This window comes from Vibrio sp. 970 (assembly GCF_033339075.1).
Genome location: NZ_JAWOTW010000003.1, coordinates 170,413 through 186,356, shown reverse-complemented (window position 1 = coordinate 186,356; position 15,944 = coordinate 170,413). Strand labels below are relative to the sequence as shown.

At 43.0% G+C, this 15,944-nt stretch carries 16 protein-coding genes; 12 read left to right on the top strand and 4 right to left on the bottom strand.

Translation table 11 applies throughout. The features are described from left to right. Positions 1–10: 10 nt before the first annotated feature. Positions 11–694, top strand: coding sequence for an ATP-dependent zinc protease (locus tag R7Q11_RS05755; protein ID WP_005388032.1), 684 nt, complete (start codon positions 11–13; stop codon positions 692–694). 129 nt (positions 695–823) lie between these two features. Here R7Q11_RS05755 and R7Q11_RS05750 read toward each other — a convergent pair whose 3' ends face one another. Both R7Q11_RS05750 and R7Q11_RS05745 read right to left on the bottom strand, forming a co-directional pair. After that, entirely contained in the window at positions 824–1,360 is a 537-nt protein-coding gene (locus tag R7Q11_RS05750) for a hypothetical protein (protein ID WP_017634623.1), read from the bottom strand. A gap of 154 nt (positions 1,361–1,514) precedes the next feature. Continuing rightward, positions 1,515–1,889, bottom strand: a complete 375-nt coding sequence (locus tag R7Q11_RS05745; RefSeq protein ID WP_005376220.1) for a YgiW/YdeI family stress tolerance OB fold protein — start codon at positions 1,887–1,889, stop codon at positions 1,515–1,517. Between the two features lie 155 nt (positions 1,890–2,044). Here R7Q11_RS05745 and R7Q11_RS05740 point away from each other — a divergent pair, with 155 nt between their 5' ends. The 4 genes from R7Q11_RS05740 to modC all read left to right on the top strand — a co-directional run bounded on the left by R7Q11_RS05740 (position 2,045) and on the right by modC (position 6,141). Continuing rightward, complete coding sequence (locus R7Q11_RS05740; RefSeq protein ID WP_225466268.1) at positions 2,045–3,496, top strand: cobyric acid synthase; 1,452 nt, start codon at positions 2,045–2,047, stop codon at positions 3,494–3,496. A 69-nt stretch (positions 3,497–3,565) separates the two neighbouring features. Beyond that, positions 3,566–4,321 carry a molybdate ABC transporter substrate-binding protein gene (gene modA, locus R7Q11_RS05735; RefSeq protein ID WP_017634622.1) on the top strand — a complete coding sequence of 252 codons (756 nt, stop codon included), beginning with the start codon at positions 3,566–3,568 and terminating at the stop codon, positions 4,319–4,321. 27 nt (positions 4,322–4,348) lie between these two features. Then, entirely contained in the window at positions 4,349–5,038 is a 690-nt protein-coding gene (modB, locus tag R7Q11_RS05730) for a molybdate ABC transporter permease subunit (RefSeq protein ID WP_054575444.1), read from the top strand. Further along, on the top strand, positions 5,035–6,141 hold the full coding sequence (gene modC / locus R7Q11_RS05725; RefSeq protein WP_085569024.1) for a molybdenum ABC transporter ATP-binding protein ModC: 1,107 nt from the start codon (positions 5,035–5,037) through the stop codon (positions 6,139–6,141). Before modB ends, modC begins: the two co-directional genes overlap by 4 nt. A 76-nt stretch (positions 6,142–6,217) precedes the next feature. Here the strand turns inward: modC and R7Q11_RS05720 are convergent, their stop codons facing one another. Further along, positions 6,218–6,655, bottom strand: a complete 438-nt coding sequence (locus R7Q11_RS05720) for a DUF3069 domain-containing protein (protein WP_005376232.1) — start codon at positions 6,653–6,655, stop codon at positions 6,218–6,220. Positions 6,656–6,928: 273 nt separating this feature from the next. Here R7Q11_RS05720 and R7Q11_RS05715 point away from each other — a divergent pair, with 273 nt between their 5' ends. Then, positions 6,929–7,888 (top strand): diguanylate cyclase, encoded by a 960-nt coding sequence (locus tag R7Q11_RS05715; protein WP_017634619.1) that lies wholly within the window; start codon positions 6,929–6,931, stop codon positions 7,886–7,888. Between the two features lie 249 nt (positions 7,889–8,137). Here the strand turns inward: R7Q11_RS05715 and R7Q11_RS05710 are convergent, their stop codons facing one another. Continuing rightward, a complete protein-coding gene (locus tag R7Q11_RS05710) occupies positions 8,138–9,376 on the bottom strand; it encodes a GGDEF domain-containing protein (protein ID WP_031777241.1) in 1,239 nt (412 codons plus the stop codon). Between the two features lie 253 nt (positions 9,377–9,629). Here R7Q11_RS05710 and R7Q11_RS05705 point away from each other — a divergent pair, with 253 nt between their 5' ends. From R7Q11_RS05705 to vxrB, 6 genes are all read left to right on the top strand, one after another. Continuing rightward, on the top strand, positions 9,630–9,998 hold the full coding sequence (locus R7Q11_RS05705; protein WP_005376241.1) for a late competence development ComFB family protein: 369 nt from the start codon (positions 9,630–9,632) through the stop codon (positions 9,996–9,998). A gap of 41 nt (positions 9,999–10,039) precedes the next feature. Next, positions 10,040–10,321: an HlyU family transcriptional regulator gene (locus R7Q11_RS05700; RefSeq protein ID WP_017634616.1), complete on the top strand. Its 282-nt coding sequence runs from the start codon at positions 10,040–10,042 to the stop codon at positions 10,319–10,321. 434 nt (positions 10,322–10,755) lie between these two features. Beyond that, entirely contained in the window at positions 10,756–12,312 is a 1,557-nt protein-coding gene (locus R7Q11_RS05695) for a Re/Si-specific NAD(P)(+) transhydrogenase subunit alpha (protein ID WP_149192252.1), read from the top strand. An 8-nt stretch (positions 12,313–12,320) separates the two neighbouring features. Continuing rightward, positions 12,321–13,697 (top strand): Re/Si-specific NAD(P)(+) transhydrogenase subunit beta, encoded by a 1,377-nt coding sequence (gene pntB, locus R7Q11_RS05690; RefSeq protein ID WP_225466267.1) that lies wholly within the window; start codon positions 12,321–12,323, stop codon positions 13,695–13,697. 155 nt (positions 13,698–13,852) lie between these two features. Beyond that, entirely contained in the window at positions 13,853–15,307 is a 1,455-nt protein-coding gene (vxrA, locus tag R7Q11_RS05685; RefSeq protein ID WP_025767766.1) for a sensor histidine kinase VxrA, read from the top strand. After that, a complete protein-coding gene (gene vxrB, locus R7Q11_RS05680) occupies positions 15,282–15,944 on the top strand; it encodes a response regulator transcription factor VxrB (protein WP_005376251.1) in 663 nt (220 codons plus the stop codon). The genes vxrA and vxrB overlap by 26 nt, the downstream gene beginning before the upstream one ends.

Sequence of the window (15,944 nt, the reverse complement as noted above, 5' to 3'; positions counted from 1 at the left end):
TGGAGTGTGGATGAAAAACTGGAAACTGATTCTGCCGCTTATGATGAGCGGCAGTTTAATTGCTTGTACGTCAACTCAAACGACGCAGGAACCTGTTGAGCCAGAGTCGCCAAAGGTCGAAGAGCCCGTTAAAGTCGAGCCAGAAGTGAAACCTGATGTAGATCCAAAGCCAGAGGTGGAGCCCAAACCAGAAGCGAAACCTGAGAAAAAGCCGGAACCAAAGCCTAAGAAGCCAGTCAAGGTCACAAAAACACCCGATGGCATGTTAATTCTTGGTTCTGAAGAATGGGTTTATGTTCCTGAAATTGACCAGACTTTCAAGGCTAGAGTCGATACAGGTGCGACAACATCATCAATTAGTGCGACTGACATTGTTCCGTTTGAGCGTGATGGTAAAGACTGGGTTAAATTTAAGATAGATTTAGGTGACAAAGACACCAAAGAATTTAAAGTACCCGTTGAGCGCTGGGCTAAAGTTAAGCAGTCTTCGTCAGAAGAGGTGGATAAACGAGCGGTGGTAAAAGCCTACATTACCGTTGGGGATCACAAAGAAAAGACAGAGTTTACGTTAGCGGATCGCGGACATATGACGTTTCCAATTTTGCTTGGTCGAAGCTTTTTTAGAGATATCGCCGTTGTAGATGTATCGAAAAAATATGTGCAAGATAAACCTAAAAAAACCGCTAAAAACTGATGTATTACAGCTAGTTTCTGCTACAAGCTAATGATTCGTGATTAACAAAAAATGGCCTCCAAAATTGGAGGCCATTTTTATTGAATCATATGCTTGCTTGTGATGCCCTGGTAGTCATAGTCATGTCCACTAAAATGCAAAACGAGCAGACATTACAATTTGCTGGCCATAGACACCATTATTTTTGAAATCTGCACCAAGCGATAGTTGCTGAGTTGAGTGGAATCGTGCGCCCAGATTGTAAATGGTGTTCGAATCGTCATTATCTATGATTTGGCCGATACGGCCATGTAGCTCAACATTTTGCATAAACCAAATACGAGTGCCAATATTCACTTCCGTGCGCCACTCGTCGCCCACTTTATCACTGCCGTTCTCTTTAATGTTGTGTACCAACATTTGGCCATAAATATCTGCAAATTGGCCTGCTGGCCCATTAAAGCCTATACCACCAGCAATGTCCCAGTCTCCGCTGAATTCACTGTCTGCGCGAGCAATGAAATGGGTATTCTCTGTAAAGTAGGTATTGAACTCGCCACCAAATGTACCAGGGCTAGTGCCCATGCGAAATTCCATCGTGTTGTAGTTGAAATTATTTGCGTGTGCGGAAAGTGGCAAAATAGCACACAAACCAAAGGCTGCAACCTTTAGAGCTTTACCTAGCATGGTGTCTCCGGGCAAGATGATTAAAATGAACAAAAAAATGGTCTGCAAAAAGCAGACCAAGATTGATAAAGCTATCATTTTAAGTGCTTGCCGTCACTATTTAGCTGTAATCGTCACTACATCATGTTGATATGCACAGCAATCGGGGTTTGTTTTACATGACCACGAGTTGTTCGACTTCAATCTCTGGTTTGTTCCCGCCTTCAAATTCGCCAAACAGACGGACTTTAGTCGTGTGATCAATCGGAGTATTTAGCTGAATATCGTCATCGAGTTCGACCATCACTTCACCGGAACCATCGCTAAAGACAAACTTATCCGCGCGAACTTGACGCAATAAGTTACCTTCAACGACCACATCTTTTTCAGTAAACATATTGGAGTCGTTTAGCAAGGCATCCAATTTTTCCACAGTGACAGGACCGTTAAACTGCAAGTTTGATTGGTTTTGAGCGTTATCTTTCGCGAACGCGATAGAAGGAGCAATAGCTAAGGCGGCGATTGTTGCGATAATTGTATTCTTTTTCATGTTACATCCTCATCGGTTTGTTTTGATGGGGTCATTAAAACAGGGCTTGTTTGAACCAATGATGATTTCAACATTCATATTCTATTCATTTGCTTGAGTAAGTGGGGACGATGACGTTATGATTGTTCATCTTCCTCTATTCCTTACAAACATTCATGAAATCAGCGATCCCATCTTTAATGGTTCAAGGCACCACTTCGGATGCCGGAAAAAGTGTCCTTGTGGCAGGTTTATGCCGTGTATTAGCACGAAAAGGGATAAATGTTGCCCCATTTAAGCCACAAAACATGGCACTAAATAGTGCGGTAACCAAAGATGGCGGTGAAATAGGTCGAGCACAGGCCGTTCAGGCACAGGCGTGTAATATTGAGCCAACTGTACATATGAATCCGGTTTTAATTAAACCTAACAGTGATACAGGTGCTCAGATCATTTTGCAGGGTAAGGCGATTTCCAATATGGATGCGGCTGGCTTTCATGATTACAAGAAAGTGGCGATGGACACGGTGTTAGATTCCTTCTCTCGTCTGACTCAAGAATTTGATTCGATCATTATCGAGGGCGCGGGGAGTCCTGCTGAAATCAATTTACGAGAAGGCGATATTGCAAACATGGGTTTTGCTGAGGCCGCTGATGTACCAGTGATCATTGTTGCTGATATTGATCGTGGTGGAGTGTTTGCACATTTGTACGGAACACTTGCGCTACTTTCTGAATCTGAACAAGCGCGAGTAAAAGGATTTGTTATCAACCGTTTTCGAGGTGATATTCGTTTATTGCAATCGGGCCTCGATTGGCTAGAAGAAAAAACAGGTAAACCTGTACTTGGTGTACTTCCTTTTCTCCATGGTTTGAATTTAGAAGCAGAAGACGCGATCACTGCGCAGCAAGAGTTGCACTCTGAGGTAAAACTGAATGTTGTTGTGCCTGTTTTAACCCGGATTAGTAATCATACTGATTTTGATGTGCTGCGATTGAATCCAGACATCAATCTACGTTATGTAGGTAAAGGCGAAAAAATAGATAAAGCCGACCTGGTTATTTTGCCTGGGACCAAATCAGTGAGAGACGCTCTGGAGTATCTAAGAAGCCAAGGGTGGGATAACGATATCTTGCGTCATATTCGTCTTGGTGGAAAAGTGATTGGTATCTGTGGCGGCTACCAGATGCTTGGAAACTTGATTGATGATCCAAACGGCGTCGAAGGCCAACCAGGTCAAAGCGAAGGACTTGGGTTGCTTGATATCACTACGACGCTAACTAACAGCAAACAGCTTACAAACACACAAGCACAGCTTTCTCTTAACGGCAAAACAGCCAATGTAAAGGGTTATGAAATCCACGTAGGGCGAAGTGAAGTACGGGGCCTGCAACCTCTTACATTCAGTTCCGGTGAAGCGGAGGGGGCGATCAGCGAGTGTGGCCAAATCATGGGAACCTACCTTCACGGGTTCTTTGACGAGGCAGATGTCTTAAGCCTGGTATCAGAATGGGTAAACGGCACCCAAATCAAACAACAAGACTTTGAAGAGTTAAAGGAGCAAGGCATTAATCGCATCGCAGATGCGATAGAACAACATATGCGCCTTGATTTTTTGTTTAAATAGCACATTAACTGATTGAACTTTATATTCAAATAACCTGTTCTTTCGCTTGCCTTGTATTGGAGTATCTCTATGAAAGCATGGAAACAGCATGCTTGCCTTGCGGCAGTATTAAGCATTTCATTTTCAGCAAACGCAGCAACGAACCTAAAAGTGTATGCAGCCTCTTCTATGACGAATGCGATTAACGAGATCGCGCAAAACTTTGAAGAAAAGTATGACGTTTCTATCACTCCCGTTTATGGTGGTTCTTCTTCTATCGCTCGACAAATTATCAATGGCGCACCAGCGGATGTATTCATTTCTGCGAACACGAAATGGATGGATTATTTGGTCGATAAAGACGTCATTTTTCGTGACAATGTCACAAATCTAGTGCGCAATAGCTTAGTGTTGATTGCTCCCCAGTCTTCAGAATTAACCTCATTTAACTTTTCTGATGCAAAGGCATGGGAGAAGGCATTGCATGGAAATCGTCTTGCTTTAGGCAATCCGACGTCAGTACCTGCTGGTATGTACGCGAAAGAGTCATTGACTACACTGGGTGTATGGAAAGCGGTTCAAACTCACGTCGCACCAGCAAAGAATGTGCGCTTAGCTTTGGCGTTGGTTGAACGTGGAGAAGCGCCTTTAGGTGTGGTCTACAAAACCGATGCTCAGTTAACTGATAAAGTCAAAATTGTCGGCGAATTTGCGAGTGATACGCATGCGGCTATTGTGTACCCGGCTGCAATTGTGAATGATTCTACTGAGTCGGAGCAGTTCTTCCAATACCTAAAATCGGACGAAGCCGCACGCGTTTTTGCTCAATATGGCTTTCAGCAATAAACCGGCCTTCAATTATAGGAACGAAGCGTGACAGAACTGGAATACCAAGCCTTAATGTTAAGCCTCAAAGTAGGCGCGTACGCAGTACTTTGGCTGATTCCTCTCGGCGTTTTTCTTGCTTGGCTACTTTCTCGAAAAACGTTCTTTGGTAAATCGATTCTCGATAGCTTAATTCATTTACCACTGGTATTGCCGCCAGTGGTAATCGGCTATTTATTGTTGATTTCTTTAGGACGACAAGGGGTCCTTGGAAAGTGGCTCTATGAAAACTTAGGGGTAGTATTTAGCTTTAATTGGAAAGGGGCAGTAGTCGCTTGTATTGTCGTGGCTTTGCCTTTGATGGTTCGTTCAGTACGCTTAAGCTTAGATAGCGTCGACCCTAAATTGGAGCACGCAGCCTCTACGTTAGGCGCTTCTCCTTTAAAAGTGTTTCTCACCATCACGTTACCACTGACCATTCCCGGAATTATTACGGGCACGATGCTGTCATTTGCTCGTAGTCTTGGCGAATTCGGGGCGACGATCAGTTTCGTCTCTAACATTCCGGGTGAGACCCAAACGATTCCGCTGGCAATGTACAACTTTATTGAAACGCCAGGTGCAGAAATGCAGGCGGCTCGTCTGTGTATCATTTCTATCGCGTTAGCCTTGTCTACATTAATGATCTCTGAATGGCTAAATCGTAAAGCGGCAAGCAGATTGGGTGCGAAGCAATGACGATTAAAGTCCAATTTAAACAAATGCTTGGTGAGACTGACTTCGACATCAAACTTAAGTTACCCTGTAATGGAATTAGTGCCTTGTTTGGACGATCTGGTGCAGGTAAAACGACGTTGATTAACATCATCAGCGGATTGGTCACTCCAAGGCAAGGGTATGTTGCGGTTGGTGAGCATGTTTTGTTTGACAGTGAACAGGGAATCAACCTACCAACGCACAAGCGTGGTATTGGTTATGTGTTTCAGGATTCACGTCTGTTTCCTCACTATTCGGTTCAAGGCAATTTGTTATATGGCGTTAAAGAAAAAGATGACGAGTATTTTGATGCAGTCACCGAACTCTTGTCTATCAAACCGTTACTAAAGCGCTTTCCGGTATCACTTTCTGGTGGTGAAAAGCAACGTGTTGCGATTGCGCGCGCATTGCTATCTAAACCCAATTTGCTTTTGATGGATGAGCCACTTGCCTCACTCGATATGCCAAGAAAGCGTGAGGTAATGCCTTTTCTTGAGGAGTTGTCGGAGAAGGTAAATATCCCTATTATCTATGTCACACACAGTCTCCAGGAAATTTTAAGGCTTGCTCAGCACCTTGCAATTATTGACCAAGGTAAAATTTCGAGTTCAGGTAAGCTTGAGGAAGTGTGGGCTTCTCATGCTATGCGTCCATGGCAATCTTTCTCAGATCAAAGCAGCTTATTTGAAGGCCGGATTGCTGAACATCATGCACGTTATGCACTGACTTGTATCAGCCTTGCACCTAATGTATTCCTGTGGGTGCAAAAGATCGACGGAACACCAGACACGCCAATACGCTTGCAAGTGCGTGCCAACGACGTTTCTATCACGCTCGAGCAACCCAAGGCGACGTCGATTCGAAATATTTTGCCTGCTATTGTCGATTCCATCGAGGCGTTTAACGCAGCCGATGACAAGCAGAGTATTAATGTATCACTCAAGCTAGACGAGAAATGTTATTTGTGGGCAACGATCACACCGTGGGCCCTTGATGATCTCAACCTAAAAGTTGGTAGCCGTGTTTTTGCACAAATTAAAGGTGTCAGTGTGACACAAAAAGATATGGCACTAGCGCCTCATTAACCGTTTAGACTGATTTACGCTTCATGATCAAAAAAGGCCGCAAAGTGCGGCCTTTGTTACTAGAAGAATGTCGGAATTACTTCGCGAATACTTCTTTGAATTCACGCTTAAGAAGTGGGTCACGACGTGCTTTCTTAAGTTGCTTAACCATGTCTTTCACACAGTTGTGAAGCACATTATCAAGTAGTTGAGCACGGTATTCTTCTTTATCTTCATCTGTCATGTTTTCTGGCAGATTAAGAGTCGGAAACTCTTCCATCACATTAATACCAGCGAATGCTTGGCCTACAGAAACTAGAGCATGAAACTGTTCAAAGTTGTCTAGAATGTTCTGTGCACTTGCTGGCATTTCGTCCCATGATTCACGTACCGCTTCTTCAGACACTTCATGGATAGAGGTAACCATTTCGAACATTTGCTCTGGAACTTCGTCAAATTCGATAACTTTACGTAGCTCTGGAGAAATGCTGGCTAGATCGATTTTTTTGCTTTCGCTGTTAGTTGCTTCTGACATGGTGTGTCTCTCATTACAAAAAGGCGGGAATATTAATACCAAATGCATCAAATAGCTATACCCATTAATCCACAAGATGACCAAAGTGAATGAGTTTGTTGAACTTCTGCTCACAGGCCATGATTAGATAGGGTAACGTCCAGTCTAACTGCTTTATGCAATGGATTCCGTGATATTCAAACAAAAATATAGCACTTAATTATGAGTCGAATGCAACAACTCTATGAGTATGGTATATGTTTAATAAAGACATAATTAAAAATGGAACGCGTTATGCAACCGACAGGGACATCGATGCGAATCCTTCTGGTTGACGATGTTCAGCTAGACAGGATGCAGTTGGCTATTCGTCTAAAGCAACTTGGACATATTGTAAAAGCCGTAGGTAGTGGACTAGAGGCGTTAAATACCTACGAGAGTTTTGATCCGGAACTGGTGTTACTCGATATATCAATGCCAGATATGAACGGTTTTGAAGTCTCTCTTCATATAAGAGAAACGTTTCCGGATTGGATCCCTATTATTTTCTTGAGTAGTCACGAAGAGCCAGAAATGATTGCTAAAGCCATAGACGCGGGCGGTGATGACTATTTAATTAAGCCGGTAGATAAACTGGTACTGAACTCTAAACTTATCGCAATGCAGCGTATTGCTCATATGAGACGAGAGCTTAAGCAAGCGACAGCTCAATTGGAGCAAGTTAATCAACTTTTGACTCAGCAAGCGAATGAAGATGGCCTAACCAAACTCTATAACCGCCGTTATATCGACCATAAGTTGGAATCGATGGTTGCATGGCATGGCCGTCACAATATGCCAATGGCTTTGATTCTATTGGACGTCGATTTTTTTAAACCGTTTAATGATAATTACGGTCATATTGAAGGCGACCGTTGCTTGCAAGCGATTGCGAATCAACTAAAGGCGACGTTTTGTCGCTCTGGGGAATATGTAGGTCGATATGGTGGAGAAGAGTTTGTTGTGTTGCTAGGGTGTACCGACACTCAAACAGCAGAAAGAGAAGCCGAGCGTATACAAGAGGCTATGTATTTTCTCGATTACCCACATGAGTATTCTAGTGTGTCAAATAGAGTGACAGTGTCACAGGGCGTTTTTGTTTTTCAACCAACAGGGAAAGAAGTGCAATCAGACTTGTATGCAACCGTTGATAAAGCACTATATACATCAAAATCTTTGGGAAGAAACACACATACTGTAGTTAATTCTTTTTAAAACAAAGTCTTATGAATGCCACTTTTTTGTTGCGTTGTCACGTTTTGGTAATTCTTTTAAAGTTAACTCAAAGTAAGATAGGCAAACAGTGCGAACGGAATGTCGCAATCGGGCGTATACCTTATACCTTTGATTAGATAGATAACATCGGGATAGTGGCAACGATGAGTGCAGTTATTATGCTGATGGGGAAGTTCGGTTTTGTTTTAAACCCAGACAAGCTTGTTAACTTTCACGATTGGTGAGGGTCTAACGAAGCTTTATGCAGTTACGTCCGGCCTTTTTCGCTTTGTAAAGTGCTTCGTCCGCTGATTTAATAACGTCCAGAGGAGCTTGCCCATTCCGGCTATCAGCAACTCCGAAACTTGCGGTAACAAAAACCGACTTTCTTTTCGAACTGTTGCTACCACGACGTTTTTGTCCTTGTTTATGGTTCTCAGGGCGAGATTCTTCATCGCGTAATATCATCTCGTATTCTGCAATCGATTTGCGAGCTTCTTCCAAAAAGTTCTTACATTCGTCAGCGTATTTGCCTTTAAAAACGATGGTAAATTCTTCTCCGCCAAATCGATAAACTTTTGCGCCGCCTGGGGTTTTAGTGAGGCGCGAAGCGACCATTTTTAGAACGTCATCACCAGTATCGTGACCGTAGGTGTCGTTAAACTTTTTAAAATGGTCAACATCAAGCATTGCGATCGTGAACTTCTTACCCATGTGTTTTAGATCGAGATCAAGTGCACGTCTGCTTGGAATCAGCGTTAGGCTATCGGTGAAAGCCAGTTGATGGCTAGCGGAAGCGGCATAAATAATGATAAGCAGCCCTGTTAGCGTAAACATGGTGCTTGATATGTACTGCACATCAAAGAAAATGAACGTCGCAGACGCCAATACCATGGCAGAGTAGGTCATCGCATGAATAATTTCATTCTTCTTTAAAACAAGGATTCCAAGAAAACAGACAATACCCACGCAATATAAAACAAGAATTAAAGGCAGTTTAGAGACCGTAGGTACAATAAATAAAATACCGCTTGTCCATTGTTCAAACCCTCCTTCAACGTAATATGCTAGCGTTAGATAAGACCAAAGAACGAACATTGCTAACATCAAGATGTAAGTCAACATGGCTCTAGAGTCAAAACCTTCTTTACTAAACAAAAATACCGTAAGAAACGAGACAGGAAGTAACGTGGTTAAAATGGTTAGCTCAAGTAAAGCGGTACCACTTTGAAGCGGGACTTGTAGGCGGTGCTGTATCACAAAATAGGCTAGCAACATTGCCAAGCACACCATGGACTCTCTGCCTTGCTTAAATGAATAACAAAGGAGTAGCGCACAACCTAATAGTATGTACGGCAAGTTTGCGGCAATGCCCCAGTTTGCCTGAGTCATCTGAATAATGCTGTCCATGCCCGAACTCACTATGCCCAGTAGCAAAAAAGGGAATAAGAATCTGAAGCCTGATGAAGTCATTGACGATGAGGACATCTATTACAAACTGCCTGAAAATAGTTGACTATATAATTGGTTAGGTAAATCGTTTTATCAATATGGATATTTATCCGTTATTGAATTTCGAACTTTGAGAACTAGCAAGAATACGTCTATTTGTTCCTTTTCCCAAGTATTTTGGAAGACATTACGGCAAAAAGAGAGAGATTGATTAAATTAAGAGCAATCAATAAGTTGTTATAAACAAGTCGTTGCTATACTCATTTCATAGGAAAAAGGAGATTTACAGATGCAGATAAGCTCAGATGTGCACAATTACATGGAAACATTAGTAGGCCAGGTTCTCAGTTTGCCCGAATTTTTAGAACAGTATGACAACGAACAGTTAGCCGATATTGCTTGCCTTGCGCTTATCCAGCTCAAGCCTGTCTATATCCGTCATGATATTGATTTTTTGTCTTCACTTCCTGAACAAAAATTAAGCCAGTTTAAGCAAAGCGCGGATATAGCGGTGAAAAACGCCGCAGAAATGGTGAAAGAAGACAGGCGTAAGAACCGAGAGTATGATGTGCCTGTAATTTTTTCCCATACTAGTTATGATGATGACAAAGAGTTGGATTGGTATGAAAAACCGATCCTTAACGTTAATATCAAGTAAGAGTCGCTCAGTTGACTAGTGAGTTGACCCAAGGAGGAATCGTGGGATTTTTTTCGCGTTTGTTTGGTGGTAGTGAGAAAACCGCTGAAGCTAAAACTATCGAGCCAGTTGAGTATAAAGGTTTCTTTATTTACCCAGAGAGCCTTTCAGAGGGCGGACAATATCGCATCGCTGGTCGAATAGAAAAGCATGACAATGATGAAGTGAAAACACATCGGTTTATTCGCTCCGATTTACTTGGCTCAGAGCAAGATGCCAATGACCTTATGTTGAAGAAATCTCAAATGTTTATTGATCAAATGGGCGATAAAATCTTCGACTAGCAATTTACTGCAATTTGATTCCAGTCATCTTAAAAAGAGCCATTAGTGTATATGCTAGTGGTTCTTTCTTTTTAACGCTTAAATCTCTGTTAAGTCAGTATTTAATCGTTACCTGGTTAGACCTCAGTCTAGTACGGTGTTGCGTTGTTATTTTTCGAGCACAGAGCGACAATCATTCATTACTTAGCGTTATATGTAATGAAATTTAGTATTTAAATTACAAAACACTTGAAGTAATGAGACGCGTTCGATACAAACAGAATAATAACAGGGCTGTTAGTCAAGGTGTTATTGTGCAAATGGGTGTCCCCAAACATCATCTTTCGTTTGCAATTGTCTTGCGTGGTAAACAGATAGAAATAAAAAAGAATTAGAGTAGAGCGACGCTCTGTTTTGGGACTAATTTATTGATATGTATACAAGGAGTATGCGTTTTGCAAATCGGTGTACCTAAAGAGATACTCGCGGGTGAATCGCGAGTGGCTGCATCGCCGAAGTCGGTTGAGCAGTTAATAAAATTGGGATTCGATGTCGCGATTGAATCCCAAGCGGGGGTGCTAGCGAGTTTCGATGATGCCGCTTATGAAGCAGCTGGTGCGAAAATCGTTTCTAGTGAAGAAGTTTGGGCATCTGGCCTTATTTTAAAAGTTAATGCGCCAATTGTGGATGATGAGCAAGGCATTGACGAAATTGCGTTACTGCAAGATGGATCAACACTGGTTAGCTTTATTTGGCCGGCTCAAAATGCTGAGTTGATGGAACAACTTTCAAGTAAGAACATTAACGTTCTTGCCATGGATTCCGTTCCTCGTATCTCACGTGCACAAGCCTTAGACGCGCTATCTTCGATGGCTAATATCGCTGGTTATCGTGCAGTGGTTGAGGCAGCTCATGAGTTTGGTCGTTTCTTTACAGGTCAAATTACGGCTGCCGGTAAAGTACCTCCAGCGAAAGTATTGGTTGCGGGTGCTGGCGTCGCTGGCTTGGCGGCTATCGGTGCTGCAGGTAGCTTAGGTGCCATTGTCCGTGCGTTTGACGTCCGCCCAGAAGTAAAAGAGCAAGTTGAATCGATGGGCGCTGAGTTCCTGACCGTTGACTTTCAAGAAGAGTCAGGCTCTGGGGATGGCTACGCAAAAGAAATGTCTGATGACTTCAACAAAAAAGCGGCAGAATTATACGCAGAGCAAGCTAAAGATGTTGATATCATTATTACGACCGCGCTCATCCCTGGTAAACCTGCGCCGAAGTTGATCACCAAAGAAATGGTCGACAGCATGAAAGCGGGCAGTGTAATTGTTGACTTGGCAGCCGCTAATGGCGGTAACTGTGAATATACAGTGAAAGACCAAGTTATCATGACGGATAACGGGGTAAAAATTGTTGGTTACACTGACATGGTTGGTCGTTTGCCTACACAATCTTCTCAGCTTTACGCGACAAACCTTGTTAACCTTCTAAAACTGCTGTGTAAAGAGAAAGATGGCAACATCAATATTGATTTTGAAGATGTTGTTATCCGTGGCGTTACCGTGGTGAAAGAAGGTGAAGTTACTTGGCCAGCGCCACCAATTCAGGTTTCAGCTCAGCCGCAAGTGAAACAAGAACAGCCTGCGAAGCCAGAGCCTAAAGTAGAAGAACCTACGTCTCCAACGAAGAAAATTATTGGTGTGGCAGCGGCTGTTGGAGCCTTTGCATGGGTTGCATCGGTTGCTCCGGCAGCGTTTCTTTCTCACTTTACTGTATTTGTTCTAGCGTGTGTTGTCGGATACTACGTAGTATGGAATGTTACCCATGCACTTCATACTCCACTAATGTCAGTAACGAATGCTATCTCTGGCATTATTGTCGTTGGTGCATTACTGCAAATTGGACAAGGTAATGGCGTCGTTTCATTCCTATCTTTTATTGCCGTATTGATCGCGAGTATCAATATCTTCGGTGGTTTCACCGTCACCAAGCGTATGCTTGAAATGTTCCGCAAAGATAAATAGGAGTCACAATGTCTGCAGGATTAGTACAAGCAGCTTACATTGTTGCTGCATTATTTTTCATCATGAGTTTGGCGGGACTTTCAAAGCAAGAGTCTGCTCGTAATGGTAACTACTACGGTATCGCTGGTATGACGATCGCGCTGATAGCGACGATCTTTAGCCCAGATGCGCAAGGTTTTGGTTGGATCATTATCGCGATGGCGATAGGTGGTGCGATCGGTATTTTCTATGCGAAGAAAGTAGAAATGACCGAGATGCCAGAACTGGTTGCGATTCTACACAGCTTTGTAGGTTTAGCTGCGGTTTTAGTTGGCTACAACAGTTACCTAGATGCGCCAGAAGCAGCAACACATGCTGAGCATGTTATCCACCTTGTAGAAGTATTCTTGGGTGTGTTCATCGGTGCCGTAACTTTCACCGGTTCAATTGTCGCATTTGGTAAGCTGCGTGGTGTGATTTCTTCGTCGCCACTTAACCTGCCTCATAAGCACAAAATGAACCTCGCAGCGGTTGTTATTTCTGCGCTTCTTATGATCTACTTCGTAAAAGCAGATGGCAGCATGTTCGCTCTTATTGTGATGACTTTGATCGCGTTCGCATTCGGCTACCATTTAGTCGCTTCAATCGGTGGTGCTGATATGCCAGTTGTTGTCTCTATGTTGAACTCATACTCAGGTTGGGCAGCAGCGGCAGCAGGTTTCATGCTCGCAAATGATCTATTGATTGTAACAGGTGCTTTGGTAGGTTCATCAGGTGCGATTCTTTCTTACATCATGTGTAAAGCAATGAACCGTTCGTTTATCAGTGTTATTGCCGGTGGTTTTGGTCAAGAGATAGTGATTTCAGGTGACGAAGAGCAGGGCGAATATCGTGAAACAACGGCTGAAGAAGTTGCAGAGATGTTGAAGAACTCAAAATCAGTAATCATCACTCCAGGATATGGCATGGCAGTAGCTCAGGCACAATACCCTGTTCATGAAATTACTGATGTACTTCGTTCACAAGGTATTGAAGTTCGCTTTGGGATTCACCCAGTAGCGGGTCGTCTACCGGGGCATATGAATGTGTTACTCGCTGAAGCAAAAGTACCGTATGATATCGTTCTTGAAATGGATGAAATCAATGATGACTTTGCAGAAACCGATACCGTATTGGTTATCGGTGCTAACGATACGGTCAACCCAGCCGCACTGGAAGATCCGAACAGCCCAATCGCTGGTATGCCCGTATTGGAGGTATGGAACGCGAAAAACGTAGTGGTATTCAAGCGCTCAATGAACACTGGTTACGCAGGAGTACAGAACCCACTGTTCTTCAAAGAAAATACATCAATGCTATTTGGTGATGCGAAAGAAAGTGTTGAGTCTATTTTTAAAGCACTTTAACCATTCTTGATTTAAAACTATACAGGGTCAGCAATCGCTGGCCCTTTTTTGTTCCGTTTCAATGTTATAGTAATGCAAATCCTTCTGTTAGCAGATGTCAATTGCTTGTAGATTGATGTATAGTTTTGGCTAATGTAACAAGTGACGGTAACAGTTTGATTAAAAAGTTTTTGCTCGGTTTTGCAACTGTATTGCCGCTTTTTTCGGCACCTGCATTTTCCGATTCACTACCAGAAAGAATAGATACGTTTACAGAGCTATTTAACTATGAAGTAGCTCTTAAGTCGTACGATATTCGTATTCTGCAATCAAATTATCCTACCAAGTTACTTGCGCCAGATTCGCTTCTGCCGCAAACGTCTGACTATCCGTTAAAAGATATCCAACAGCTTTACAGCTTGGCGAATACTTGTCGTGGCAAATTACCATTAAGTCCTTTAATTACTGAGCCTTTAGTATTTACAAGAGCGATTTGTAAAGGGACGCAGCTGACACCTCGTTGGTTCTCGCGTAGTGGTCTCATTCACCCTGGTGGTGGGACGTACGCGGCACGTTATGTGGATAAGTATCCAGAACTCAAACCCAAACTATCTCAGTACATGCATATAAAAGAGCGTGATAACGAGGAAGGGGATGAGTTGCTAGAAAGCTTGAAAAACATGGATGACGACGCCATTAATGCTTTGATTGCAGGCGCGAGCATGTTTATTGAAGGTAACGAACTTTGGCTAAGACGTGGTGACCGTTACTTTGTTTTCGAGAAAGATATCTGGCAAGAGAACGTAGCGAATGCGGGTCTGTCATACGCTCTAGCCTCTCAAAGCAAAAGTTGCTTTGTTAAACGAGGCAATATTTGTTGGGATGTAGAAGATCACTCGCAAGTTTTGCGGATCAGTATGATCATACTGGTAATCGCCAATATTCTTTTGGTGATTGGTTGGGCGGTGTACCGTTGGAATAGCAAGCGAGAAGAACTACGTAGTAGAATGCTCGTGTTGCAAATTTTAACGCATGAGCTCAGAACACCGATTGCATCTCTGTCACTAACGGTTGAAGGCTTTCGTCGAGAGTTCGAGCATTTGCCTGAAAGTGTGTATGACGAATTCCGCAGATTGTGTGAAGATACGCGCCGCCTGCGTCAATTGGCAGAAGCAAGTAAAGATTATTTGCAATCTGATAACCAAATGCTTGCAACAGACTGGGTACCATCCGTTGCAGATTGGTTAGAATTTAAGATCGAAGAAGAATTTGATAGTGCCGTGCTTTTTAACATCAATGAAGATGTGGCTGCTAAAGTTAATGTGTACTGGTTAGGAACTTGTATCGATAACTTGCTTCGTAATGCGCTTAAGTACGGTGTCGCACCGGTTGAATTGGATGTCTCAACTAGTGAAGAAAAAATAGTATTCCAAGTCCGAGATGCAGGAGGCCTAACAGCTAAAGATTGGGCAAATTTGAAGAAACCGTTCGTAAGTAAGAGCGGGTTAGGACTTGGATTAACAATCGTTGAATCTATGGTAGGCCGCATGGGCGGAAAAATGTCCTTAATGGGACCACCTACAACTTTTATATTGGAGATACCTTGTGAAACAGACACTGCTTCTCGTTGAGGACGATAAAAACTTGGCTGACGGCCTGTTAGTAAGCCTGGAACAAGCAGGATATGAGTGTTTACATGTGGAGCGTATTGCAGACGTAGAGCCACAATGGAAAAAAGCTGACTTGGTAATTCTCGATCGCCAACTCCCAGATGGTGACTCTGTACAATGTCTCCCAGAATGGAAACAGATTAAAGACGTACCAGTTATCTTGTTAACGGCACTTGTTACCGTAAAAGATAAAGTTGCAGGCCTTGATTCCGGCGCGAACGACTACTTAACAAAGCCTTTTGCTGAGGCGGAGCTTTTTGCGAGAATCCGTGCACAGCTACGAGCACCGGATTCAGCAGAACAAAGCAACGCTGATAAAGTGATTACAAAAGACTTAGAGATTGACCGCTCGACTCGTGAAGTGACTTATAAAGACGAGCTAATTACGCTTACTCGAACAGAGTTTGATTTGCTGCTATTTTTGGCGTCAAACTTAGGTCGCGTGTTTACTCGTGATGAGCTACTTGACCACGTTTGGGGTTACAATCACTTCCCGACAACACGTACGGTTGATACACATGTACTACAGCTTCGTCAAAAACTGCCAGGACTGGAAATTGAAACACTTCGTGGTGTTGGCTACAAGATGAAAGCATAA